21 protein-coding genes are annotated in these 25005 nt (G+C 64.8%); 13 read left to right on the top strand and 8 right to left on the bottom strand.

The window, feature by feature from the left end:
* Positions 1 to 75: 75 nt before the first annotated feature.
* From pimD to VGR99_RS20610, 5 genes are all read right to left on the bottom strand, one after another.
* Positions 76 to 1218: a pimeloyl-CoA dehydrogenase small subunit gene (gene pimD / locus VGR99_RS20630; protein WP_326900863.1), complete on the bottom strand. Its 1143-nt coding sequence runs from the start codon at positions 1216 to 1218 to the stop codon at positions 76 to 78.
* 71 nt (positions 1219 to 1289) lie between these two features.
* Positions 1290 to 2480 carry a pimeloyl-CoA dehydrogenase large subunit gene (gene pimC, locus VGR99_RS20625; protein ID WP_326900862.1) on the bottom strand — a complete coding sequence of 397 codons (1191 nt, stop codon included), beginning with the start codon at positions 2478 to 2480 and terminating at the stop codon, positions 1290 to 1292.
* 149 nt (positions 2481 to 2629) lie between these two features.
* A complete protein-coding gene (locus VGR99_RS20620; RefSeq protein WP_326900860.1) occupies positions 2630 to 3817 on the bottom strand; it encodes an acetyl-CoA C-acyltransferase in 1188 nt (395 codons plus the stop codon).
* Positions 3814 to 5490 carry a dicarboxylate--CoA ligase PimA gene (gene pimA / locus VGR99_RS20615; protein ID WP_326900857.1) on the bottom strand — a complete coding sequence of 559 codons (1677 nt, stop codon included), beginning with the start codon at positions 5488 to 5490 and terminating at the stop codon, positions 3814 to 3816. Before pimA ends, VGR99_RS20620 begins: the two co-directional genes overlap by 4 nt.
* A 217-nt stretch (positions 5491 to 5707) precedes the next feature.
* Positions 5708 to 7804 carry a 3-hydroxyacyl-CoA dehydrogenase NAD-binding domain-containing protein gene (locus VGR99_RS20610; RefSeq protein ID WP_326900855.1) on the bottom strand — a complete coding sequence of 699 codons (2097 nt, stop codon included), beginning with the start codon at positions 7802 to 7804 and terminating at the stop codon, positions 5708 to 5710.
* A 130-nt stretch (positions 7805 to 7934) separates the two neighbouring features.
* Here VGR99_RS20610 and VGR99_RS20605 point away from each other — a divergent pair, with 130 nt between their 5' ends.
* The 9 genes from VGR99_RS20605 (at position 7935) to VGR99_RS20565 (ending at position 17863) form a co-directional block, all read left to right on the top strand.
* Positions 7935 to 8801, top strand: a complete 867-nt coding sequence (locus VGR99_RS20605) for an IclR family transcriptional regulator (RefSeq protein ID WP_326901247.1) — start codon at positions 7935 to 7937, stop codon at positions 8799 to 8801.
* Between the two features lie 66 nt (positions 8802 to 8867).
* The gene (locus VGR99_RS20600; RefSeq protein WP_326900853.1) at positions 8868 to 9665 is read left to right on the top strand and encodes an ABC transporter ATP-binding protein; all 798 of its coding nucleotides are present in this window, start codon (positions 8868 to 8870) and stop codon (positions 9663 to 9665) included.
* Positions 9662 to 10375, top strand: a complete 714-nt coding sequence (locus VGR99_RS20595; protein ID WP_008135694.1) for an ABC transporter ATP-binding protein — start codon at positions 9662 to 9664, stop codon at positions 10373 to 10375. Before VGR99_RS20600 ends, VGR99_RS20595 begins: the two co-directional genes overlap by 4 nt.
* Before the next feature lie 13 nt (positions 10376 to 10388).
* On the top strand, positions 10389 to 11267 hold the full coding sequence (locus VGR99_RS20590; protein WP_326900844.1) for a branched-chain amino acid ABC transporter permease: 879 nt from the start codon (positions 10389 to 10391) through the stop codon (positions 11265 to 11267).
* 2 nt (positions 11268 to 11269) lie between these two features.
* Positions 11270 to 12289, top strand: coding sequence for a branched-chain amino acid ABC transporter permease (locus VGR99_RS20585; RefSeq protein ID WP_326900843.1), 1020 nt, complete (start codon positions 11270 to 11272; stop codon positions 12287 to 12289).
* A gap of 31 nt (positions 12290 to 12320) precedes the next feature.
* Positions 12321 to 13550: an ABC transporter substrate-binding protein gene (locus tag VGR99_RS20580; protein WP_326900841.1), complete on the top strand. Its 1230-nt coding sequence runs from the start codon at positions 12321 to 12323 to the stop codon at positions 13548 to 13550.
* Between the two features lie 128 nt (positions 13551 to 13678).
* Complete coding sequence (locus tag VGR99_RS20575; RefSeq protein ID WP_326900840.1) at positions 13679 to 14905, top strand: ABC transporter substrate-binding protein; 1227 nt, start codon at positions 13679 to 13681, stop codon at positions 14903 to 14905.
* 242 nt (positions 14906 to 15147) lie between these two features.
* Complete coding sequence (locus tag VGR99_RS20570) at positions 15148 to 16377, top strand: ABC transporter substrate-binding protein (RefSeq protein WP_326900839.1); 1230 nt, start codon at positions 15148 to 15150, stop codon at positions 16375 to 16377.
* Positions 16378 to 16579: 202 nt separating this feature from the next.
* Positions 16580 to 17863, top strand: a complete 1284-nt coding sequence (locus VGR99_RS20565) for a glycerate kinase (RefSeq protein ID WP_326900837.1) — start codon at positions 16580 to 16582, stop codon at positions 17861 to 17863.
* A 161-nt stretch (positions 17864 to 18024) separates the two neighbouring features.
* Here VGR99_RS20565 and VGR99_RS20560 read toward each other — a convergent pair whose 3' ends face one another.
* Positions 18025 to 18546 (bottom strand): MarR family winged helix-turn-helix transcriptional regulator, encoded by a 522-nt coding sequence (locus tag VGR99_RS20560; RefSeq protein ID WP_326900835.1) that lies wholly within the window; start codon positions 18544 to 18546, stop codon positions 18025 to 18027.
* A 173-nt stretch (positions 18547 to 18719) separates the two neighbouring features.
* On the opposite strand from VGR99_RS20560, the gene VGR99_RS20555 reads away from it, so the two are divergent.
* Genes VGR99_RS20555 through VGR99_RS20545 form a run of 3 tightly spaced genes read left to right on the top strand, consistent with a single transcriptional unit; the run spans position 18720 to position 22262 of the window.
* Entirely contained in the window at positions 18720 to 19760 is a 1041-nt protein-coding gene (locus VGR99_RS20555; RefSeq protein ID WP_326900834.1) for a branched-chain amino acid ABC transporter permease, read from the top strand.
* 4 nt (positions 19761 to 19764) lie between these two features.
* Positions 19765 to 21534 carry a branched-chain amino acid ABC transporter ATP-binding protein/permease gene (locus VGR99_RS20550; RefSeq protein ID WP_326900832.1) on the top strand — a complete coding sequence of 590 codons (1770 nt, stop codon included), beginning with the start codon at positions 19765 to 19767 and terminating at the stop codon, positions 21532 to 21534.
* Positions 21531 to 22262 carry an ABC transporter ATP-binding protein gene (locus VGR99_RS20545; protein WP_326900830.1) on the top strand — a complete coding sequence of 244 codons (732 nt, stop codon included), beginning with the start codon at positions 21531 to 21533 and terminating at the stop codon, positions 22260 to 22262. Before VGR99_RS20550 ends, VGR99_RS20545 begins: the two co-directional genes overlap by 4 nt.
* 161 nt (positions 22263 to 22423) lie before the next feature.
* Here VGR99_RS20545 and VGR99_RS20540 read toward each other — a convergent pair whose 3' ends face one another.
* Positions 22424 to 23044, bottom strand: coding sequence for a pyridoxamine 5'-phosphate oxidase family protein (locus VGR99_RS20540; RefSeq protein WP_326900828.1), 621 nt, complete (start codon positions 23042 to 23044; stop codon positions 22424 to 22426).
* 123 nt (positions 23045 to 23167) lie between these two features.
* Between VGR99_RS20540 and VGR99_RS20535 the strand changes: the two genes are divergently transcribed.
* Positions 23168 to 24052 carry a LysR family transcriptional regulator gene (locus VGR99_RS20535; RefSeq protein ID WP_326900826.1) on the top strand — a complete coding sequence of 295 codons (885 nt, stop codon included), beginning with the start codon at positions 23168 to 23170 and terminating at the stop codon, positions 24050 to 24052.
* Between the two features lie 146 nt (positions 24053 to 24198).
* Here VGR99_RS20535 and VGR99_RS20530 read toward each other — a convergent pair whose 3' ends face one another.
* A complete protein-coding gene (locus tag VGR99_RS20530; RefSeq protein ID WP_326900824.1) occupies positions 24199 to 24618 on the bottom strand; it encodes a PaaI family thioesterase in 420 nt (139 codons plus the stop codon).
* Positions 24619 to 25005 lie beyond the last annotated feature (387 nt).

The raw sequence follows: 25005 nt of genomic DNA, 5'->3' as shown, positions 1-25005 counted from the left end.
AGTTGCGTGAACGAACTGCCGCCGCGGAGTACTGGATGCCCCGGTCAAGCCGGGGCATGACAGTTTTTGCTTGGCTTAAATCAACCCACCCGCATCCGCGACGCGGCGCTGGTGGTAGTCGGTGTCACCAAAGCTGTTCTCGATCATGGTGAGGCGCTTGAAGTAGTGGCCGATCTTCGCTTCCATGGTCATGCCGATGCCGCCGTGGAGCTGGATCGCCTGCTGGCCGACGAACTTCAGCGACTTGCCGATCTGCACCTTGGCCGCGGCAATGGCGTTGCTGCGCTCCTTGGCGTTCTCGAAATCACCAGCCATGGTCGCGAACATCGACATCGAACGCGCCTGCTCGGCGGCGACGAACATGTCGGAGGCGCGGTGCTGCAGCGACTGGAACGAGCCGATCGCGACGCCGAACTGCTTGCGCGTCTTGATGTACTCGACCGTGGTCTTGAGCGACTCGTCCATCAGGCCGACCGCCTCGGCGCAGAGCGCGACGCGGGCTTCGTCCACCACGCGCTCGATCAGGGCGAGCGAGTCGTCGGGATTGCCGAGCGCGGCATCGCTGCCGACTTCAACACCGGTCAAGGTGATGTCGGCGGCATGCAGGCCGTCCTGGGTCGGGTAGGACTTCTTGGTGATGCCCTTGGCATTCGCCGGCACCAGGAACACGCCGATGCCGGTCTTGTCGCGGCGGTCGCCCTTGGTGCGCGCGGTGACGATGAGCGTCTCGGCGTTCTCGCCATTGAGCACGACGAATTTTTCACCGTCGATGACCCAGCCGTCGCCCTTCTTCTTCGCCGTCGTGGTGACGTCGAACAGATCGTAGCGCGAGTTCTTCTCGAGCTGGGCGAACGCCAGCGTCTTGCTGCCGTCGATGATGCCGGGGATATGCGCGGCCTTCTGCGCATCGCTGCCCGCATGGCGCAGGAAGCCGCCGCCGATTACGACCGTGGCGAGATACGGCTCGAGCACCAGCGCCTTGCCGAGCGCTTCCATCACGATCATGGTCTCGACGCCGCCACCGCCGAAGCCGCCATCGGCCTCCGCGAAGGGCAGGCCCAGCAGGCCCTGCTCGGCGAGCTTGCCCCAGACGGCCTGGCTCCAGCCGCCCTTCTCCTTCATGTACTTCTTGCGGCTCTCGAAATCGTAGGAATCGGTCAGCAGGCCGTCGATGCTTTCCTTGAGAAGCCGCTGCTCCTCGTTCAGATCAAAATCCATTTCTTTGGTTCCTCGTACCCGAAATTATCTGGCTTCCCCGGGGGCGCGCTGCGCGCGCCCCGGAATGACGCCTAGAGCCCCAGCACCGCCTTGGCGATGATGTTGCGCTGGATCTCGTTGGAGCCGCCGTAGATCGAGACCTTGCGGTTGTTGAAGTAGCTCGGCGCGATCTGGGCGGTCCAGTCCATGGCTTCGTTCGAGCCGTCGTCGCCATGCACGTCGTAGGGCGCGGCGAACGGGCCGATCACTTCCATGAGCAGCTCGGTGGTGGTCTGCTGGATCTCGGAGCCCTTGATCTTCAGCACCGAGGAGGCCGGATTGGGCTTGCCCTTGCCGTGCTTGCCCTCGTCGGCGACGACGCGGAGCTGGGTCAGCTCGAGCGCCTTCAGCTCGATCTCGCAGGCCGCGAGCTTCTCGCGGAAGGCCGCGTCCTGGATGATCGGCTTGCCGCCGGATTCGACCTTGCCGGCGAGATCGCGGATGCGGCGCAGACGCTCCTTGGAGACGCCGACGCGCGCGATGCCGGTGCGCTCATTGCCGAGCAGGAATTTTGCGTAATCCCAGCCCTTGTTCTCCTCGCCGATCAGGTTCTCGTAGGGAACCTCGACGTCGTCGAAGAACACCTCATTGACCTCAACGCCGCCGTCGATGGTCTGGATCGGACGCACGGTGACGCCCTTCGACTTCATCGAGAACACGATGAAGGAGATGCCCATCTGCTTCTTGGCGGTCGCGTCGGTGCGGCAGAGGCAGAAGATCATGTCGGCGTGCTGGGCCAGCGTGGTCCAGGTCTTCTGACCGTTGATGATCCACTTGTCGCCCTTGCGCTCGGCCCTGGTCTTGAGCGAGGCGAGGTCCGAACCGGAGCCGGGCTCGGAGAAGCCCTGACACCACCAATCGTCGACATTGGCAATGCGCGGCAGGTACTTCTTCTTCTGCTCTTCATTGCCGAAGGTGTAGATGACCGGGCCGACCATGCTGACGCCGAAGGCGAGCGGCTGCGGCGCCGGATAGGACTGCAGCTCCTCGTTGAAGATGTAGTGCTGCACGCTGGTCCAGCCCGTGCCGCCGAACTGCTTGGGCCAATGGCTGACGCCCCAGCCCTTCTTGTTGAGGATGCGCCACCACGTCACCATCTCGTCCTTCGAGAGATGGCGGCCTTCCACCAGCTTGCGCCGCGTATCCGGCGGCACGTTGTCGCGGAAGAATGAACGCACTTCCTCGCGAAACGCCTGCTCTTCCTTCGTGAATGCGAGATCCATCGGATCCTCCTGTGAACGATTTTGTTCTTACCAAACCCGCCGTCATTCCGGGATGCGCCGTAAGGCGCAGGCCCGGAATCCATATCCCCGACTCGTGGTTATGGATTCCGGGCTCGCCGCTTTGCGGCGCCCCGGAATGACAGAAACACTTACTGCAACACCTCGAACAAGCCGGCCGCGCCCATGCCGCCGCCGACGCACATGGTGACGACCGCATACTTCGCCTTGCGGCGGCGGCCTTCGATCAGCGCGTGGCCGGTCAGGCGCGCGCCCGACATGCCGTAGGGATGGCCGACCGAGATCGCGCCGCCATTGACGTTGATCTTCTCGGGGTCGATGCCGAGCTTGTCGCGGCAATACAGCACCTGCACCGCGAAGGCTTCGTTCAGCTCCCAGAGGCCGATGTCGTCGACGGTGAGGCCGTGGCGCTTGAGCAGGCGCGGCACGGCGAAGACCGGGCCGATGCCCATCTCGTCCGGCTCGCAGCCGGCGGAGACGAAGCCGCGGAAGATGCCGAGCGGCTTGAGGCCGCGCTTGGACGCTTCCTTGTCGCTCATGATGACAGAGGCGCTGGCGCCGTCGGACAGCTGGCTGGCATTGCCGGCGGTGACGGAGAAACCCTCGCCGCGCACGGGCTTGAGGCCGGCAAGGCCTTCGATCGTGGTCTCGGGGCGTGGACCTTCGTCCTGCGACAGCGTCACTTCCTTCATCGAGACAGCACCGGTCGCCTTGTCGGTAACCGCCATCTGCGTCGTGATCGGCGCGAGCTCATCCTTGAACTTGCCGCCCTGCTGCGCGGCTGCGGTGCGGCGCTGGCTCTCCAGCGAATACTCGTCCTGCTTCTCGCGCGAGATGCCGTAGCGCTTGGCGACGATTTCGGCGGTGTCGATCATGGGCATGTAGACCTCGCCCTTGATCTTGAGCAGCGCCGGATCCTGGGCGTGGAAGCCGTTCATCTTGTCGTTCTGGACGAGCGAGATCGACTCGCCGCCGCCGCCGACCGCGATCTCGACGCCGTCGAAGATCACCGAGCGCGCGGCGAGCGCGATCGCCTGCAGGCCCGAGGCGCATTGCCGGTCGATGGTGGTGCCGGCGACCGTCACGGGCAGGCCGGCGCGGAGCAGCGCCTTGCGGGCGATGTTGCCACCAGTCGCGCCCTGCTGGAGCGCCGCGCCCATCACGACGTCCTCGATCTCCTTCGGATCGACCTTGGCGCGCGCGACGGCTTCGCCGATGGCGTGGCCGAGCAGCGTCGCGCCCTCGGTGGCGTTGAGCATGCCGCGATAGGCCTTGCCGATCGGCGTGCGGGCGGTGGAAACGATGACGGCGTCGGTCAAGAACGACCTCCTGGTTGGGTGGATTGTGATGGTTTCTGCTGCTGGCGCAATTCGTGGCGCGACAGCTTTCCGACCGGCGTGCGCGGCAGATCCTCGACGAACTCGACCGCCGCCGGCAATTCGTGCTTGCCGACCTTGCCGGTGAGCTGCGCGCGCAGCTCGTCGAGCGAGAACGGCTTTGCGTCCGGCTTCAGCTTGATGAAGGCTTTCGCAGCCTCGCCGCGATACTGGTCGGGAATGCCGAGCACGATCACCTCGTGCACGCCCGGAAGGGTATAGATCGCCTGCTCGATCATTTGCGGATAGACGTTGAAGCCGCCGGAGATGATCATGTCCTTCTTGCGATCGACCAGGAAGAAATATCCGTCGGCGTCGACATAGCCGATGTCGCCGGTGAGGAAGCGGCCATCGGCGAAGGACTCCGCGGATTCCTTCGGCTTGTTCCAATAGCCCTTGGTGACGTTCGGGCCCTTGATGCGGATCTCGCCGACTTCGCCCGGCGGCAGCACCTTGGTCGGATCTTCCAGCGCGACGACGTCGAGCTCGATGCCGGGCAGCATCAGGCCGATCGAGCCGGGCTTGTCGGGACCGACAGGCGGATGGCCGGTGCCGGGCGAGCAGGTCTCGGTCATGCCCCAGCCGCTGCGCAGCTTCTTGCCGACCTTGCTCTCGAAGAAGCGGGCGACCTCGACCGGCAGCGGCGCGCCGCCGGAGCCGATCGCGTTGAGCGAGGAGAAGTCGCGCTTGTCCAGATCCGGCAGCGCAGCGATCGCGATCCACATCGTCGGCACGCCCGGGAAATAGGTCGCGCGCTTGACCTCGATGTCGCGCATCACGGCTTCGACATCGAAACGCTGGTGGAGCGAGATCAGATTGCCGCGGCTGAGCGAGGACAGCAGCACGACGGTGAGCGCGTAGATGTGGAACAGCGGCAGCACGCAGATCACGCGCTCGATCATATCGCCGCGTGCGGCACGATTCGGCTTGCCCCAGACGTCGTAGATCGACACGGCCGACGACAGATTACCGTGCGTCAGCATCGCGCCCTTGGGCAGGCCGGTGGTGCCGCCGGTATATTGCAGCAGCGCGACGTCGTCGGCCGTCACCGACGGCCATTGCGCGGGCGCGGTGGCGCCCTCGACGAAGGTCTTGAAGGTGACGATGCGGGGATCGCTGGGGATCGGCGCCTGCGGCGTGCCGACCTTGCCCCAATTGTCGTCCTCGCAGACGACGAGGCGATCGATCAGCCCCTTCTCCAGAAATTTCAGCGCGGTCGGCAGCAGCGCGGCGAGGTTGGAGGTGACCAGCAGGCGCGAGCCGGAATCGGAAACCTTGTGCGTCAGCGCGATCTCGCCGTCGAGCGGCGACAGATGCGCGACGCGGGCGCCGGCCTTCAGCGCGCCGAAGAAATTGACGGGATGATCCGGCGTGTTGCCGAGGAACAGCGCCACGGACGTGTTCTTGCCGCAGCCGGCGCGCAGGAACGCCGCCGCCGCGCGCTCGGCCATCGCGGCGAGCTCGGTATAGGTGATCGGACGATCGCGGAATTCCAGCGCAGTGTGCGGGCCGTAATCGGCGGCGGCTTTCGACAAGAGGTCAGGCAGCGAGCCCTGGGCGATGGTGTCGTCCCAGTGCACACCCTCGGGGTAAAACTGTTCGCCGGGATGGGTCATTTCGTTTCGTTATTTTGCACCGCCTAAGCGGCAACTCCACGTAAGGCAGGCACGGACGGACGGGCTCCCCTCCCCCTTGCGGGGAGGAGTTGGGGAAGGGGGTAGTCACGAACGCCGGCGCCCGGGGCTACCCCCCTCCCTGCCCCTCCCCCGCAAGGGGGGAGGGAATGAAGAGAGCGGAGCTCGGAGCGAGACATCACGGCGATTGCCAACCCGATCAAGCCGCTTTCGACGCCGCCGCCAGCGAGGCGAACGTCTTGCCTTCGGCGGCGAGCTTCTTCAGCAGCGGGGCGGGCTCGAGGCTCGGGTCGTTGGTCTCCTTGGCGTAGAAGGCCAGGCGATCGGCGATATGCTTGAGGCCGACGGTGTCGGCCCAGAACATCGGGCCGCCGCGATAGATCGGCCAGCCATAGCCGTAGAGCCAGACCACGTCGATGTCCGACGGACGCGCCGCGATACCTTCTTCGAGGATCTTCGCGCCCTCGTTGATCATCGGGTACATCATGCGCTCGAGGATCTCGTCGTCGCTGACGACTCGCTTCTTGCGGCCGAGGCGCAGCAGCGTCTCGTCGATCAGCTTCTCGACCTCCGGATCCGGCAGCGGCGCGCGCGAGCCGGCTTCGTACTTGTAGTAGCCCTTGCCGGTCTTCTGGCCGAAGCGGCCGGCTTCGCACAGCGCGTCCGCGATCTCCGACTTGATGCCGCGGTCCTTGCGCGAGCGCCAGCCGATGTCGAGGCCGGCGAGGTCGCCCATCGCGAACGGTCCCATCGGCATGCCGAATTTTGTCACCACGGCATCGACCTGCTGCGGCAAAGCGCCTTCGAACAACAGTTTCTCGGACTGCTTGCCGCGCTGGGCCAGCATGCGGTTGCCGACGAAGCCGTCGCAGACGCCGACCACGGCCGGCACCTTCGCGATCTTGCGTGCGATGGTCACAGCCGTGACGAGCGCATCGGGCGCGGTCTTGTCGGCGCGCACGATCTCGCACAGCTTCATGACGTTGGCCGGCGAGAAGAAATGCATGCCGAGCACGTCCTGCGGACGCTTGGTCGCCTTCGCGATCTCGTCGATGTTGAGATACGAGGTGTTGGAGGCGAGCACGGCGCCCTGCTTGACGTACTGGTCGAGCTTGCCGAACACTTCCTGCTTCACCGCCATGGTCTCGAACACGGCCTCGATGACGAGGTCGGCATCGCCGACATTCTCGATGCCGACGACCCCGTTGATCAGCGCCATGCGCTTGGCGGGCGCGTCGGCCGGGATGCCGCCGCGCGCGGCGGTCGCTTCCCAGTTCTTCTGCATGATGCCCATGCCGCGCTTGAGCTGTTCCTCGCCGGTCTCGATCAGGGTGACGGGGATGCCGGCATTGGCAAACGACATCGCGATGCCGCCGCCCATGGTGCCGGCGCCGAGAATGGCAACACGGTTAACGGGGCGCGACTTGGTGCCCTCGGGAACGCCTGCGATCTTGTTGGCTTCGCGCTCGGCGAAGAAGGCGTAGCGCTGCGCCTTGGACTGGTCGCTGGCGACGAGCTTGAGGAAACCCTCGCGCTCCTTCTTCAGACCTTCGTCGAACGGCAGGTCGATCGCCGCACCGACGGCGTCGGCCGCCGCGAACGGGGCTTCCAGGCCGCGCGACTTCTTGGTCATGGCGGCGACGGCATTGGTGAAGATCGAGCGATCGGCCTTCGCGGCCGCAATCTTGGAATCGTCGTCGCGCAGGCGGCGCAGCGGGCGCTTCTCGGCGATCAGCTTGCGGACGAACGCCTCGCCGCCGGAAGCCGGGCCTTCGACGATCTCTTCGATCAAGCCGTTCTTCAGCGCTTCGGCAGCACCAATCGGATCGCCGCCGACGATCATCTTGACCGCGAGCTCGGGACCGACCGCGCGCGGCAGGCGCTGGGTGCCGCCGGCGCCGGGCAAGAGGCCGAGCTTCACCTCGGGCAGGCCGAGCTTGGCCTCCTTGACCGCCACGCGGAAATGACAGGCCAGCGCGACTTCGAGGCCGCCGCCGAGCGCGGTGCCGTGGATCGCGGCAACGATCGGTTTCGGCGAATTCTCCATCTCGGCCAGCACTTCGTTGAGGCCGGGCGGCTTCGGCGGCTTGCCGAATTCGGTGATGTCGGCACCGGCGATGAAGGTGCGGCCGGCGCAGGTCAGCACGATGCCCTTGATCGCGGGATCGGCGATGGCGGCCTTCATGCACTCCAGGATACCACCGCGGACTGCGGCACTCAGCGCATTGACCGGAGGGCTATTCACCGTGACGATCCCGACTTCGTCATGACGCTCAAGCTTGACCACTTCGCTCACGGTTTCCCTCCTTGGTGGGGATTTACTTTTGTTCGATTTCGCGGTGCGGAATTTAATTCCGCATCTTGACGGCAGGGTTATTTTGAAGCACGGACGTTGTCAACGACTCCGCGCAAGAAGCAGATCAGGGATGAAGCGTACAGGAAAGAAGACTGCGACCGATCGGAATTTCGTCGTCGCGCTTTCCCGCGGACTGGATGTATTGCGCGCGTTCCAACCCAATGACGGCCTGCTCGGCAATCAGGAGATTGCGGCCCGCACCAATCTGCCGAAGCCGACGGTTTCGCGGCTGACCTATACGCTGACCAAGCTCGGTTATCTGACGCCGGTTCCCCGTTTCGAGAAATACCAGCTCACGCCCGCCGCGATGTCGCTCGGCTATGCCGCGCTCGCCAATCTCGGCGTTCGGCATTTGTCCGAGCCGTTTCGCGAGGACGTGATGCGCGCGACCGGCGGCGCCGTCGCCGTCGGCGGCCGCGACCGTCACAGCATGATCTATTTCGGGCAGAGCCGCGGCAGCGAGACGGTCGGCGTTCAACTCGACGTCGGCTCCCGCGTGCCGATTGCAACCAGCGCGATGGGACGGGCCTATTTCTGGGCGCTCGACGACGAGGCTCGCGCGGAACTGTCGCGCCTCTTGCGCGAACATTACGGCAGCCGCTGGCCGAAAATGCGTGATGGGCTGGAGCGTTCCGGCGAGACCGTCGCGAAACACGGTTTCGCGATTTCGGTCGGCGACTGGCACGACGACATCGGCGCCGCCGGCGTCGCGCTCAAGCTCAACGACGGAACCGGACCTTACGCATTCAATTGCGGCGCACCCGCATTCCGCTTCACGGAAGAGCGATTGATCAACGACATTGGACCGCGTCTGCTTGCGATGGTAAGGAACATCGAAGCGGCACTCGGGGGTCTGATGCCGCATTCAAAAAAAGAAATCAGCAAAAAGCTGAAATCAGGAGGAAAAGTTGCGCGTGTGGCCGAGGGGTTCAGATAGCCTTAGTCTTCACCGGGAGCGGTTCGCATCGCCCCGTCGCCCACTGAACGGTGTGGGCGAGACGAGATGACGCAGGCACAGCTCGCGCGGGGGACATCGCCCCTGCTCGCGGTTCGCGACGTCAGCGTCGTGTTCGGCGGCATCGTCGCGCTCAACGGCGTGTCCTTCGACATGCACAAGGGCCAGATCCTCGGCTTGATCGGCCCCAACGGCGCCGGCAAGACCACGCTCTTCAACTGTCTCTCGCGGCTCTATCAGCCGTCGTCCGGCGACATCCTGATGGAGGGCGTCAGCATCCTGACGCGGCCGCCGCACCGCATCGCCGAGATCGGCATCGGCCGCACCTTCCAGAACGTGGCGCTGTTTCCGAACCTGTCGGTGATGGACAACGTCCGCGTCGGCACGCATGCGCGCACCTCCAGCGACATCATCAGCGACTCGCTGCGCCTCGCCTGGATCCGCCGCAGCGAGACCGACGTGAACAAGAAGGTGCACGAGATCCTCGCCTATCTCGACCTCGAGGACGTCGCCCACACCGTCGTGTCCGGCCTGCCCTTCGGCACGCAGAAGCGCGTCGAGCTGGCGCGCGCGCTCGCGGCCGACCCGAAGATCCTGTTGCTCGACGAGCCCGCCGGCGGCCTCAACCACGAGGAAGTCTACGTGCTCGGCGACCTCATCCGCAAAATCCGCGACGAGCGCCACATGACCGTGCTGCTGGTCGAGCACCACATGGGCCTCGTGATGTCGATCGCCGACCACGTCGTCGCGCTGAATTTCGGCAAGAAGCTCGCGGAAGGCACGCCGGCCCAGGTGCAGGCGGACCCCGACGTCATCAAGGCCTATCTCGGGAGCAAGGACCAATGACGACGCTGCTCAACGTCAAGGACCTGCGCGCCTATTACGGCCAGGTCCAGGCGCTCCATGGCCTGTCTTTCTCCCTCAACGAGGGCTCCCTGACGACGCTGCTGGGCGCCAACGGCGCCGGCAAGACCACCACGCTGCGCGCGATCTGCAACATGGTGCGCTCGACCGGCGGCATCGAGTTCGACGGCAAGCCGCTGAACAACCGCTCCACCGAGAGCATCGTGCGGTTCGGCATCGCCCATGTGCCGCAGGGCCGCGGCACCTTCACCACCATGACGGTGGAGGAGAACCTCCAGCTCGGCGCCATCACCCGCAAGGACAGCGCCGGCATCGTCTCCGACATCGAGCGGATGTATGCGCATTTCCCGGTGCTCAAGCAGCGCCACACCCAGCAGGCCGGCACGCTCTCCGGCGGCGAGCAGCAGATGCTCGCGGTCGCCCGCGCCCTGATGCTGCGGCCGCGCCTGATGCTGCTGGACGAGCCCTCCTTCGGCCTCGCGCCGCTGGTGGTGCGCGACCTGTTCGGCATCCTCGGCAAGATCAACCGCGAGGACAAGGTGTCGATCCTGGTGGTCGAGCAGAACGCCCAGCTCGCGCTCGAGCTCGCCGACCAGGCCTATGTGATCGAGACCGGCCGCATCGTGATGTCGGGCAATGCCAAGGACATCGCGAACAACGAAGAAATCCGCAAATCCTATCTGGGTTACTGAGGGAGCCGGCACAATGGAACTGTTCACCAACCAGGTCCTGGCCGGCATCGCCACGGGCGCGATCTACGCCTGCATGGCGCTCGCCGTGGTCATGATCTACCAGGCCATCGACCATCTCAACTTCGCGCAGGGCGAGATGGCGATGTTCTCGACCTTCATCTCCTGGCAGCTGATGCAGTGGGGCGTGTCCTACTGGGCCGCCTTCCTGATCACGCTGGCGTTCTCCTTCGCCGCCGGCATCGCGATCGAGCGCATCCTGTTCAAGCCGCTAGCGAAAGCGCCGGTGCTGACCAACGTCGCCGGCTTCATCGCGCTGTACGCGATCATCAACTCGTCGGCCGGTCTGCTCTGGGACTTCACCATCAAGCAGTACCCGACCCCGTTCGGCTCCGCGCCGTTCCTGGGCAGCCAGCTGATCTCGACCCACCAGGCCGGCATGATCGGCGTCACCGTGCTGCTGCTGCTCGGCCTGTACTTCTTCTTCCAGTACACCCGGATCGGCCTTGCGATGCGCGCGGCCGCTTCCGTGCCTGAATCGGCCCGCCTCGTCGGCATCAACACGAGCTGGATGATCGCGCTCGGCTGGGGCATGGCGACCGCGATCGGCGCGATCGCCGGCATGCTGATCGCCCCGGTCGTGTTCCTCGAGCCCAACATGATGGGCGGCGTGCTGATCTACGGCTTCGCCGCCGCGGTGCTCGGCGGGCTGACCAGCCCGTTCGGCGCCGTGGTCGGCGGCTTCCTGGTCGGCATCTTCGAGAACCTCGCCGGCACCTACATCCCCGGCGTCGGCAACGAGCTGAAACTCCCGATCGCGCTCGCGCTGATCATCTCCGTCCTGGTCGTCAAACCCGCTGGCCTGTTCGGCCGGCACATCGTCAAGCGAGTTTGATCATGAGCGCTGCAGAAGAAGTCGTTGCAGAGGGCCACGAGGCGGTCGAGGCCGTTCCGAAGCGGGCCATGACGCTGGGCACCGGCACCTCGCTGGTGGTGCTCGCCGCGCTGCTGATCGCCCCCGTCTTCGTCAAGAACTTCATCATCTTCCAGATGACGATGCTCCTGATCTACGGGCTCGCGGTGCTGGCGCTGAACATCCTCACCGGCGGAAGCGGCCAGTTCTCGCTCGGCCAGAGCGCGTTCTACGCGGTCGGCGCCTATACGACCGCGGTGCTGATGGAGCACTTCAACGTCAATTACGCGCTGACCCTGCCGATCGCCGGCGTGGTCTGTTTCGGCTTCGGCTTCCTGTTCGGGCAGCCGGCGCTGCGGCTCTCCGGCGTCTATCTGGCGCTGGCGACCTTCGCACTTGCGACCGCGATGCCGCAGCTCCTGAAGCTGAACTTCCTCGAGCACTGGACCGGCGGCGTGCAGGGCCTCGTCGTCACCAAGCCGGACGCGCCGTTCGGCCTGCCGATGTCGCAGGACATGTGGCTGTACTATTTCACGCTCGTCGTCGTGATCGCGATCTACATCTTCTCGGTGAACCTGTTGCGCTCCCGCTCGGGCCGCGCCTTCATGGCGATCCGCGACAACGAGATCGCGGCCTCCGCCATGGGCGTCGACGTCGCGCTCTACAAGACGCTGGCCTTCGGCGTCTCCGCCGCCATCACCGGCATCGCCGGCTCGCTCGGCGCCATCGCGGTGCAGTTCGTCGCGCCCGACAGCTACACCATCACGCTCGCGATCTCGCTGTTCCTCGGCATGGTCGTCGGCGGCGTGGGCTGGCTGCCCGGCTCGATCGTCGGCGCCGCCTTCATCATCTTCGTGCCTAACATGGCGGAAGGCATCTCCAAGGGCCTCTCCGGTGCCGTGTTCGGCGTGCTCCTGTTCCTCGTCATCTACCTCGTGCCGCACGGCGCAAGGCAAGTCGCAATCCTGGGCCAGCAACTCGCCGGAAAGCTCAGAAAAAACTGAAAACCACGATCTTAAGGAAGGAGATTTCGTTTTGTTTCTCGCAAGAATACTGCGAACCACTGCGCTCGTAACGGCGGTCGCAACCCTCACCTCCGGCGCAGCACTCGCTCAGAAGAAATACGATACCGGCGCGACCGATACCGAGATCAAGATCGGCAACATCATGCCGTACAGCGGTCCGGCGTCGGCCTATGGCATCATCGGCAAGACCGAAGAAGCCTATTTCAAGATGATCAACGACAAGGGCGGCATCAACGGCCGCAAGATCAACTTCGTCACCTATGACGACGCCTATTCGCCGCCGAAGGCCGTCGAGCAGGTCCGCAAGCTCGTCGAGAGCGACGAGGTGCTGGCCGTGTACAATCCGCTCGGCACGCCCTCGAACACCGCGATCCAGAAGTACCTGAACGCCAAGAAGATCCCGCAGCTGTTCGTCGCCACGGGCGCCACCAAGTGGAACGACCCGAAGAACTTCCCCTGGACCATGGGCTGGCAGCCCTCCTACCAGAGCGAAGCACAGATCTACGCGAAATGGCTGATGAAGGAGAAGCCGAACGCCAGGGTCGCGATCCTCTACCAGAACGACGATTTCGGCAAAGACTACCTCAAGGGCACCAAGGACGGTCTCGGCGCCAAGGGCGCGTCGATGATCATCATGGAAGAGAGCTATGAGATCTCCGAGCCCTCGATCGACGGCCACATCGTCAAGATCAAGGCCGCCAATCCCGACGTGCTGCTGATCTACGCGACGCCGAAGTTCGCCGCGCAAACCATCAAGAAGACCGCCGAGCTGAGCTGGAAGCCGCTCCAGATCCTCACCAACGTGTCGATCTCGGTCGGCAGCGTGATGAAGCCGGCCGGCTTCGAGGCCTCGCAGGACGTGCTGTCGGCGGCCTATGCCAAGGACTCCACCGACCCGCAGTGGAACAACGATCCCGGCATGAAGAGGTGGAACGAGTTCGTCGACAAGTACATGCCCGGCGCCGACAAGACCGACACCGGCATGGTCTACGGCTATGGTGCCGCCTCGACCCTGGTCAAGACGCTGGAAATGTGTGGTGACGACCTTACCCGCGCCAACCTGATGAAGCAGGCCGCGAGCCTGAAGGATTTTGCGCCGGACACCCTGCTGCCCGGCGTCAAGATCAACACCAGCGCCACCGACTTCGCCCCGATCTCGCAGCTCCAGATGCAGCGCTTCAAGGGCGAGAAGTGGGAACTGTTCGGCGAGATCATCAGCGGCGACGTCGCCTCCGAGTGACGTGCTGACGCCATAGTCCAAATCTCGTCCGAAAGGACAAAGCCCCCGCGGGCAACCGCGGGGGCTTTTTGTTGACGTCGCCCGTCAATCTTGTTCAATGCGGCCGATCCAACCGAGGCAGGAGAACAATGGTCGCCGTTCGTTTTCAGGTTGTGGCCCTTTCGGCCGCATTCGCATTGTGCACTGCGATGACCGGCCCCGCGCTGGCGCAGAAGAAATACGACAGCGGCGCCTCCGATACCGAGATCAAGATCGGCAACATCATGCCCTATAGCGGCCCCGCCTCCGCCTATGCGGCGATCGGCAAGGCCGAGGAAGCCTATTTCAACAAGATCAACGCCGAGGGCGGCATCAACGGCCGCAAGGTCAAGTTCATCTCGTATGACGATGCGTATTCGCCGCCGAAGACGGTGGAGCAGGCGCGCAAGCTGGTCGAGAGCGACGGCGTGCTGCTGATCTTCGGCTCGCTCGGCACCTCGACCAACGGCGCCATCCGCAAATACATGAACGAGAAGAAGGTGCCGCAATTGTTCGTGGCGAGCGGTGCCTCGAAATGGAACGACCCGAAGCAATATCCGTGGACCATGGGCTGGCAGCCGAGCTACGCCAGCGAAGCGCGCATCTACGCCAAGTACATCATGAAGGAGAAGCCGGACGCCAAGATCGCCGTGCTCTACCAGAACGACGATTTCGGCAAGGACTACCTGAAGGGCCTGAAGGACGGCCTCGGGCCCAAGGCGTCGATGATCGTGCTGGAAGACGGCTACGACACCTCCGAGCCCGCGATCGACGAGCATGTCGTGAAGCTGAAAGCCTCGGGCGCCGACGTCTTCGTCAGCATCACCACGCCGAAATTCGCGGCCCAGGCGATCAAGAAGGCGGCCGAGATCAACTGGCACCCGGTCCACATCATCTCCAACGTCTCCGCCTCGGTCGGCGGCGTGCTGGAGCCGGCGGGGATCGAGATCTCGCAAGGCATCCTGTCGGCGAGCTACACCAAGGACGGCTCCGACCCGCAATGGAATGCCGATGACGGCATGAAGCGGTTCTATAACTTCCTCGCGCAATTCGATCCGAAGGCCAACAAGCTCGATGCCGGCGTGGTGTTCGGCTATGCCGCGGCGCAGACCATGGTGAAGGTGCTGCAGATGTGCGGCGACGACCTCACCCGCGACAACGTCATGAGGCAAGCCGCGAGCCTGAAGGATTTCGCGCCCGACACGCTGCTGCCCGGCATCACGATCAACACCGCACCCGACAATTTCGCCCCGATCGAGCAGCTGCAGATGATGCGGTTCAAAGGCCGGAAATGGGAGCTGTTCGGCGACATCATCTCGAGCGATCTCAACCACTGAGCCCGCGCAACCCAAAATCGCTCGATATCATATAAACAACCAAAGACAGTCGCGCCTTCTCGCACCCGCACACGCGTCCGCGCCACGCCCTAGACTACTAAAGGAGCAGCCCCTGCGACGCCGTCGCGGGGGCTTTCTGTTGAAGGCCCAGGGTAAATCGTATTGAATTGCGGCCACGTCGCCAAAAACAATCACGGCAAGAAAAGGAGACGTACACACACCAAGAAAATAGGGAGATAGGAATGCCCGCTGTCACCGGCAAGCTTGCGGCCGCGTCACTGGCGCTCGCGCTCATTGCGGCGTCGACCTCCACCGCATCGGCCCAGAAGAAATACGATACCGGCGCGACCGACACCGAGATCAAGATCGGCAACATCATGCCCTACAGCGGACCGGCCTCCGCCTACGGCATCATCGGGCGGACCGAAGCCGCCTATTTCAAGAAGATCAACGACGAAGGCGGCATCAACGGCCGCAAGATCAACTACATCAGCTACGACGATGCGTACTCGCCGCCGAAGACGGTGGAGCAGGCGCGCAAGCTGGTCGAGAGCGACGAGGTGCTGTTCATCTTCAACTCGCTCGGCACGCCGCCGAACTCGGCGATCCACAAATATATGAACACGAAGAAGGTGCCGCAGCTGTTCGTCGCCACCGGCGCCACCAAGTGGAACGATCCGCAGAACTTCCCATGGACCATGGGCTGGCAGCCCAACTACCAGAGCGAGACGCAGATCTATGCGAAGTGGCTCTTGAAGAACAAGCCCGACGCCAAGATCGCGGTGCTCTACCAGAACGACGATTACGGCAAGGATTATCTGAAGGGCCTCAAGGACGGCCTCGGCTCCAAGGCGGCCTCGATGATCGTGATGGAGGAGAGCTATGAGACCTCCGAACCGACCATCGACAACCACATCGTCAAGCTGAAGTCGACCGGCGCCGACGTGTTCATGAACATCACGACGCCGAAATTCGCGGCGCAGGCGATCAAGAAGAACGCCGAGATCGGCTGGAAGCCGCTGCACTTCCTCAACAACGTCTCGGCCTCGGTCGGCAGCGTGATGAAGCCCGCCGGTTTCGAGAACGGCCAGGACATCATCTCGGCCGATTATCTCAAGGACGTGTCGGATCCGGAGTGGAACAACGATGCCGGCATGAAGGAGTTTCTCGCCTTCATGACCAAGTACTTCCCGGAGGGCGACAAGCTCGACAAGGGCACCATCGTCGGCTACGCGGTGGCGCAGACGCTGGTCCAGGTGCTGAAGCAGTGCGGCGATGATCTCACGCGCGAGAACATCATGAAGCAGGCCGCCAGCCTTAAGAACTTCCGCACCGAGGCGCTGCTGCCGGGCATCCAGATCAACACCGGCGCGAACGACTTTGCGCCGATCAGCCAGCTCCGGCTCGAGCGGTTCAAGGGCGAGCGCTGGGAACTGTTCGGCGACGTCATCAGCGCCGACGTCGGCGGCTAGTCCGATCGGAGATCCGGCGATAACAAGCCCCCTGCGAGATGATCGCAGGGGGCTTTGCTGTCGGCTGATTACATCACGCGATTGCACAATCGAATGATGGTAAAGCCTGCTTACCCTTTTGCGCCCGATGCGCTAGGCAGGGGAATGGCGACGTCCTCGCCGTCGCTCTAGTCTGCTCAAGAGTTTGCCGAAGGCCTTCGTCATGACCGATCGACGCCCCCTGCTCCGCGCGCTCTACGATGCCGCCGTTGCCGCAGCCCATCCCAATACGATCCTGGCGCCTCACTTGCGCCCCGCGCCCAAAGGGCGCGTGATCTGCCTTGCCGCCGGCAAGGGCGCGGGCGCGATGGCCGCCGCGGCGGAGCGGCATTACCTCGACACGCTGGGGCTCGCGCCGGAGCGCCTGGTCGGCATCGCCACCACCCGCCACGGCTATGGCGTGCCGACGCGGCGCATCCGCGTGGTCGAGGCCGGCCATCCCGTGCCTGACGAAGCTGGCCTCAAGGGCGCAGCCGACACGCTCGCGCTCGCGGGCGAGGCCGGGCCTGACGATCTGCTGCTGGTGCTGCTCACCGGCGGCGGTTCGGCGAACTGGATCGCGCCGGTGGACGGCATCAGCTTTGCGCAGAAGCAGGCGGTCAACAAGGCGCTGCTGCGCTCGGGCGCGCCGATCGGCGAGATGAATATCGTCAGAAAACATCTGTCGCGGATCAAGGGCGGCCGGCTCGCGCGCGCCGGCAAGAATGCGGCCGAGATCGTGACGCTCGCGATCTCCGACGTGCCGCATGACGATCCCTCCGCGATCGCCTCCGGTCCCACCGTGCCCGATCCGACCACGCTGGCGGACGCGCGCGCGATCGTCGCGAAATACAGGCTCGACATCGACGACGCCGTGCGCCGCGCCCTCGACGATCCCGCCAATGAAAGCGCCAAGCCCGGCGACGCAGCCTTCGCGCGCGCGTCGTTCGAGCTGATCGCGCGTCCGAAGCAATCGCTCGACGCGGCCGTGAAGCTCGCCAAGGACGCCGGCTACGAGACCATCGATCTCGGTGCCGATCTCGAAGGCGAGGCCCGCGAGGTCGCCGCCAATCATGCCAAGCTGGCGCTGCAGGCGCGCGCGCAAGGCAAGCGCCTCGCGATCCTCTCCGGCGGCGAGCTCACGGTCACCGTGCGCGGCAATGGCCGCGGCGGCCCGAACCAGGAATACGCGCTGGCGCTGGCGGAGCTGTTGAAGGACACGCCTGACATCTCCGCGCTCGCCGGCGACACCGACGGCGCCGACGGCGGCGCCGGCCATCCCACCGATCCCGCCGGCGCGCTGATCGACGCGGCGACGTTTGCGAAGATGAAAGCGCTGGCGCTTCAGCCGCAGGCGTATCTGGACAACAACGACGCGACGACGTTCTTCGAGGCGACCGGGGATCTGCTGCAGCCCGGCCCGACGCTGACCAACGTGAACGATATCCGGGTGATCTTGGTGGATTGAGGCGGCTGCCCCAATGACGGTGTCATTCCCCGCGAAAGCGGGGAATCCAGTACGCCGCGGCTTCTCCGTATCCGACTGACGTCTCTGGAATACTGGATCGCCCGGTCGAGCCGGGCGATGACGGCGGAGAATGTGGATCGACCGCGGTTAGTCGCGGAGCCTCAAAACTCGTTCGCGATCTTCGACAGCATCTCGATCAGGGCTTCACGGTTGGACTGCCCGAGCAGATCGTTCAGCCGCGACTCGTGCTTGGTGGCGACGAGCTTCTTGGCGCGGGTCAGGACGGCCTTGCCCTTGTCGGTCAGGACCAGGATGTGCGAGCGGCGGTCGTTGGTGGAGCGGATCCGCGCGCAAAGGTCGCGGCTCTCCAGGTTGTCGAGCAGGGCCACGAAATTCGGGCGGAGGATGCCGAGGGTGGAGGCGATCTCGGTCTGGTTACGGCCGGGATTCTTCTCGACCAGCAGCAGCACGGAGAACTGCGCCGGCGTCAGCTGGAGCGAGGCCATGCAGCGCAGGAAGTTCTCGAACACTTTCAGCTGCGCACGCTTCAGGACATAGCCGAGCTGTTCGGAGAGTTCGCCGAGCTGGAGGGCTTCAGGCTGCGCCTCAGCGGCGTCCTTGCGCCCCTTGGCCGCCTCGCCGGACTTTTCGGAAGACTTTTCAGCGGTTTTGGAAACGGTCATCGCCTCGTGCTCGTAATCCCGCTAAATTCGGGACGGGTCGTCCGCCACCCTTGAGATTATATTTGATAATTGTTATGGACCATATCAAATATCGTCAGCGTCTTTCAATGGCTGTGAGCGGACCGTCCACCACAATCAGGGGGACCGGTCCGGATTAGGGGGAGCGTCCGGTCTTGAATACCACCATCATGCTGTTCCTGGTTCAGGACGGCATCACCAATGGCGCGATCTATGCGCTGCTCGGGCTGGCGCTGGTGCTGGTGTTCGCCGTCACCCGCGTGATCCTGATCCCCCAGGGCGAATTCGTCACCTATGGCGCGCTGACCTATGCCTCGCTCGCCGCGGGGCAGATGCCGGGCACCGCCAAGCTCGCGCTGGCGCTGGGCATCGGTGCGTTCGTCTTCGACCTGTTCACGGCACGCAAGGCGCTGCATGCGCGGCTGATCCTGCGCAGCTTCATCGCCAACATCGTGCTGCCCGCCATCGTGCTGGCGCTCACCATCTATTTTGCCGCGCAGAAGCCGCCGGTGGCGGTCTGCATCGCGCTGTCGCTGGTGATCGTCGCGATGATCGGCCTCTATCTCTACCGTATCGCGTTCCAGCCACTCGCGCACACCTCGGTGCTGGTGCTGCTGATTGCGTCGGTCGGCGTCCACCTCGCGCTGCAGGGCCTCGGCCTGCTGTTCTTCGGCGCCGAAGGCCAGCGCGGACCCGCCGTGCTGTCCGGCGCCTTCACCGCCGGCGCGCTGCGCTTCACCGGCCAGAGCATCACCGTCTACGCCATCACCGTCGCCTTCATCGTCGGGCTCTGGCTGTTCTTCGGCCTGACGCTCTACGGCAAGGCGCTGCGTGCCACCGCGGTCAACCGGCTCGGAGCCCGGCTCGTCGGCATCCGCACCACGCTGTCGGGGCAGATCGCCTTTCTGCTGGCCTCCATCATCGGCGCGCTGTCAGGCATCATGATCGTGCCGATCACGACGCTCTATTACGACTCGGGTTTCCTGATCGGCCTGAAGGGCTTCGTCGCCGCGATCATCGGCGGGCTCGTCAGCTACCCCCTCACCGCCGTCGCGGCGCTGGTCGTCGGCATCGTCGAGGCGTTCTCGTCCTTCTATGCCTCCAACTACAAGGAAGTGATCGTCTTCATGCTGCTGATCCCCGTGCTGCTGCTGCGCTCGCTCGCCGCGCCCGCGGTCGAGGAAGAGAAGGACTGAGCGCATGCAGAGCCGGCTTCCCATTCTCGTCTTCGCGCTTGTCATGGCGGCGATCCCGTTCGTGCCTAGCATGCCGCCCTTCTGGATCGTGCTGCTCGACAATATCGGCCTTGCCGCGCTGGTCGCGATGGGCCTCGTGCTGCTGACCGGCGTCGGCGGTCTGACCTCTTTTGGCCAGGCCGCATTCGTCGGCTTCGGCGCCTACACCACGGCGGTGCTGTCGACGGCCTATGGCCTGTCGCCCTGGCTGACACTGCCGCTGTCGCTCCTGGTCAGCGGATCGCTGGCGGTGCTGCTCGGCCTCGTCACCGTCCGCCTCTCCGGCCACTATCTGCCGCTTGGCACGCTCGCCTGGGGGCTCGGCCTGTTCTATCTTTTCAGCAAGCTGGAGTTCCTGGGGAGAAACGACGGCATCTCGGCGATCCCGCCGCTGTCGATCGGCACGTTCAAGATGCTCTCGCCCGGCTCGATCTATTACGCGATCTGGGTCGCGGTGATCCTCTCGGCGCTGCTGACGATGAACCTGCTGGACTCCCGGACCGGCCGCGCCATCCGGGCGCTGCGCCGCGGCCATGTCGCGGCCGAGGCTTTTGGCGTGCACACGCCGCGGGCCAAGCTCTTGGTGTTCATCCATGCCGCCGTGCTCGCCGGCCTCTCCGGCTGGCTCTACGCCCATCTCCAGCGCGCGGTGAACCCGACGCCGTTCGGCGCACAGGCCGGCATCGAATATCTCTTCATCGCGGTGGTCGGCGGCGCCGGTTATGTCTGGGGCGGCGTGCTGGGAGCGGCGATCGTCGTGGTGCTGAAAGAGGTGCTGCAGAGCTATCTGCCGCTGATCCTGCCCGGTTCCGGCCAAGTCGAAACCATCGTGTTCGGCATCATGCTGGTGGCGCTGCTGCAGCTCGCACCCGGCGGCGTCTGGCCGTGGCTGATGGCGTTCCTGCCCGAGCGCACCGGCGGCAAGAAGCCCGACACCTCGCTGAAGCTGGAACAGCGCGCCCGCTCGTCCGGCGAGGCCAGCATCCTGCTCCACGTCGAGAAGGCGCGGAAGCAATTCGGCGGCGTGGTCGCGGTCAACAACGTCTCCTTCGACGTCCAGGCCAGGGAGATCGTCGCCCTGATCGGACCGAACGGCGCCGGCAAGAGCACCACGTTCAATTTGATCACCGGCGTGCTGTCCGCCACATCGGGCTCGATCTCCGTGCTCGGCAAGAAGGTGGACAACGCGCCGCCGCAGGAGATCGTCAAGCTCGGCATCAGCAGGACGTTCCAGCATGTGAAGCTGGTGCCTGACATGACTGTGCTGGAGAACGTCGCGATCGGCGCGCATCTGCGCGGCCATTCCGGCCCGATCGCCTCGATGCTGCGGCTCGACCGCGCCGACGAGGCAAAACTGCTCGCAGAAGCCGCCCGCCAGATCGAGCGCGTCGGCCTCGCCGAGCAGATGCACCAGCTCGCAGGATCGCTCTCGCTCGGCCAGCAGCGCATCGTCGAGATCGCGCGTGCGCTGTGCGTCGATCCGATGCTGCTGCTGCTCGACGAGCCGGCCGCGGGCCTGCGCCACATGGAGAAGCAGCGGCTCGCCGCGCTCCTGCGCGAGTTGCGCGACGGTGGCATGTCCGTGCTTCTGGTCGAGCACGACATGGGCTTCGTCATGAATCTGGCCGACCGCATCGTCGTGCTCGATTTCGGCACCAAGATCGCGGAAGGCACGCCCGCCACGATCAAGACCAATCCCGAAGTGATCAAGGCCTATCTCGGAGTGGCGGCATGAGCGCGCTGTTGTCCGTCACCGACGCGCATGTCGCCTATGGCAAGGTCGAGGCCGTGCGCTCGGTCTCGCTCGAGGTCGGCGCCAACCAGATCGTCACCATCGTCGGCGCTAACGGCGCCGGCAAGACCACGCTGCTCTCCGCCATCATGGGCATTCTACCGCTGAAGGGCCGCGTCGCCTTTGCCGGGCAGGATCTCGCCCGGCTCGACATCGAGGACCGCGTCGCGATGGGTCTCGGCCTCGTGCCGGAGCACCGCGAATTGTTCGTGACCATGAACGTCGAGGACAATCTCGAGCTGGGCGCCTTCCGCATCGAGCGGAGCAAGGCGAAGGCCTCGATGGAGCGCGTCTACACGCTGTTCCCGCGCCTGAAGGAGCGGCGCAAGCAGTTCGCCGGCACGCTCTCCGGCGGCGAGCAGCAGATGCTGGCGATGGGCCGCGCGCTGATGGGCGAGCCCAAGCTGCTGATGCTGGACGAGCCGAGCCTCGGCCTCGCGCCGATCATCGTCGCCGACATCTTCCGCATCGTCACCGAGCTGCGCGCCAGCGGCGTCTCGGTGCTGCTGGTCGAGCAGAACGCGCAGGCCGCGCTGAAGATCGCGGACCAGGCCTATGTGATGGAGCTCGGCGAGTTCGTGCTGAGCGGCAAGGCCAGCGACGTCGCGGCGAACGAGCGGGTGGCGGCGAGCTATCTCGGCTTCCAGCACGAAGGTGCGAGCGCGGTTTAGCTCTCAGGCGCCTCCTTACACCCGGATGTCATCGTCCGCGAAGGCGGACGATCCAGTATTCCAGAGGCGCCTCTGCTTGAATCGAGACGCCGCGGCGTACTGGATGCCCCGCCTTCGCGGGGCATGACATCGAATATGCGGCGAGAGGCGAAGAGAGACGTTCAGCTCCCCGCCTTCCCCTTCAACACCGCGACCTCCGCTTCCAGCTCCGCGATCCGCTTGTCCCTCGCCGCCAGCGCCGCGGCGACATCAGGCGCATCGAACTTCTGCGGAATGTGCTGCGGGCAGTTGGTATCCCACGCAGCGATCTTGAACAGGATCACCTGCTCCGGCCGGGCGCGGTAGCCCTTCGGCATCAGGGCCGTCGTCAACGCCTCGTCGTCCTCGACCACGCGCGCCTCGCCCCAGATCTTCACCCGGCGGCGGTGGGCGTAGTCCATCACGAAAATGTAGGCCTTGGGATTCTCGGACAGGTTTCCCTGGGTGATGTATTGCCGGTTGCCGGAATAGTCGGTGAAGGCCAGCGTCTGCTTGTCCAGCACCTTCAGGAACCCCTTCGGGCCGCCGCGGTGCTGGATGTAGGGCTGGCCGTCGGCCGAGGCGGTCGCAAAGTAGAAGCTGTTTGCGTCAGCCAGGAACGCCGCGAGGTTCTCGTCGACCTCGGTGCGCCATCCCCGCTGCTCGGCATGGGCATAGCCCTCGCGCGAGCCCTTTCGGGTCTGGATCGATTTCACCGCCGGCGAGAAGGCGATATCGCTGGCATAGGTGTGTACGGCAGTCATCGGAACATCTCCTGAAAATTCCGGCGCATTGCTGCGTCTTTCAGAACTTAAGATGGACCTTCCGGCGATCAAAACAATCGGCCAGCTTGACACTTCATCATTGCAATATATGCAATAATGGCCATGGACCGCCTTGAAGCCATGCATGTCTTCGTCACCGTCGCCGACCTGCGCGGCTTTGCGCCGGCGGCGCGCAAGCTGCGGCTGTCGCCCTCGGCGGTGACGCGGATGATCGCGGCGCTGGAGGATCATCTCGGCGCCCGGCTGCTGCAGCGGACCACGCGGCAGGTGCGGCTGACCGATGTCGGCACGCGCTATCTCGAGCGCGCGCGACGCATCCTCGCCGATGTCGAGGAGGCCGACGGCTCGGCGCAGGAGGAGCGCAACCGGCCGAGCGGACGTCTCGTGGTATCGGCGCCGGTCGGCTTCGGCCGGCTCCATGTCGGGCCGGTCATGACCGACTATCTCAAGCGCTATCCCGAGGTCGCCGCCGAGCTCAGGCTGTCGGACAACCTCGTCAATCTCGTGGAGGATGCCGTCGACGTGGCGGTGCGGATCGGCCATCTCGCCGATTCCTCGCTGGTGGCACGCCAGGTCGGCGAGATGCGGAGAATCGTCGTGGCGACGCCGGGCTATTTGAAGCGCCACGGCGAGCCGAAGACGCCGGAGGCGCTGCTCGAGCACCAGACCATCCAGTTCGGTCCCTCCGCCAGCTGGCATTTCGTGCAGGACGGCCGCGACATCGAGGTGACGCCGAGCCCGCGCTTCACCAGCAACAGCGCCGACGCGGCGCTGCAATATGCCGAGGCCGGCGGCGGCGTGACGCGCGTGCTGGCCTATCAGGCCGCCGAGGGCCTGAAGCGCGGGCGGCTGAAAATCGTGCTGGCGAAATACGAGCAGCCGGCGCTGCCGATCCACATCGTCTATCCAACCTCGCGACTGCTCTCGGCCAAGGTGCGTGCGTTCATCGATCTCGTGGTGGAGACGGCGGAGTGGAAGTTTGGGTAGCTCCCGTGCCCCGGACGCATCGCAGCACGCAGTGATGCGATGCAGAGCCGGGGCCCAGAAGGCGGCGCGGTATCATGCCGAGACGTGGGTCCCGGCTCTGCGCAGCAGCGTTACACGCTGCAGCGCGTCCGGGACACGAGAGAGCATCAGCCCTTCTTCGGCACCACGCGGAACGTCCCGCTGGCGCGCGCGATCACGGCGTCGTCGGCCTTGATCAGGCACTGCGCGAAGCAGATCGTCTTGCCGGTCTTGATCACGTCGCTCTCGATCGCGCACCACTGGCCGATCTCGGCGGAGCCGACGAAATCGACCGAGAGCGAGACCGTCACGAATGACGTGGTCCAGTTCGTCACCAGCGCACAGCTATAGCCCATGGCGTTGTCGGCGAGCGCCGTGATGAGGCCGCCATGGATCAGGCCGCGGCCGTTGGTGTGCGGTCTCCCCAGCCGGAGGCCGATGATGACGGCCTTGTCGGTGTTCTTGGAGTAGAGCGGCTCCCAGGGTTCGGTGAGAGGGCTCTTGCGGAAAAGCGGCTCGAAGCCGGCGGGGATGTCGGTGGAGGTCATGGCGGTCTCGCGTTGCTGGGTCGCCGGCATTGAACGCGATGGACGTGACGGATGCATCAATTACAAAGTTTTAAACGAGATTTGCGTGGGCGTTTGAAACGGCCCGCGCTGTCGCCTGACCACAACTGTCATGCCCCGCGTAGGCGGGGCATCCAGTACGCCGTGGCCTCTCCGTATCCCCGCGCTGCCTCTGGAATACTGGATCACCCGCTTTCGCGGGTGATGACAGCGTGCCCTACAGCGGCAGTGCCGTAGCAACCATTAAACGCCGAGGAGTTTTTCGGTCCACGGCGTGCCTCGTTGCAGGACGGTATTGGCATAGATCAGGAGCTTTCGCGCGCAGGCGATGAGAGCGGCGTTGTGGGCCTTTCCGGCTGCCGTGAGGCG

The organism is Bradyrhizobium sp., from assembly GCF_035935975.1.
Classification (GTDB): Bacteria; Pseudomonadota; Alphaproteobacteria; order Rhizobiales; family Xanthobacteraceae; genus Bradyrhizobium.
This window is presented reverse-complemented; position numbering and strand designations above follow the sequence as displayed.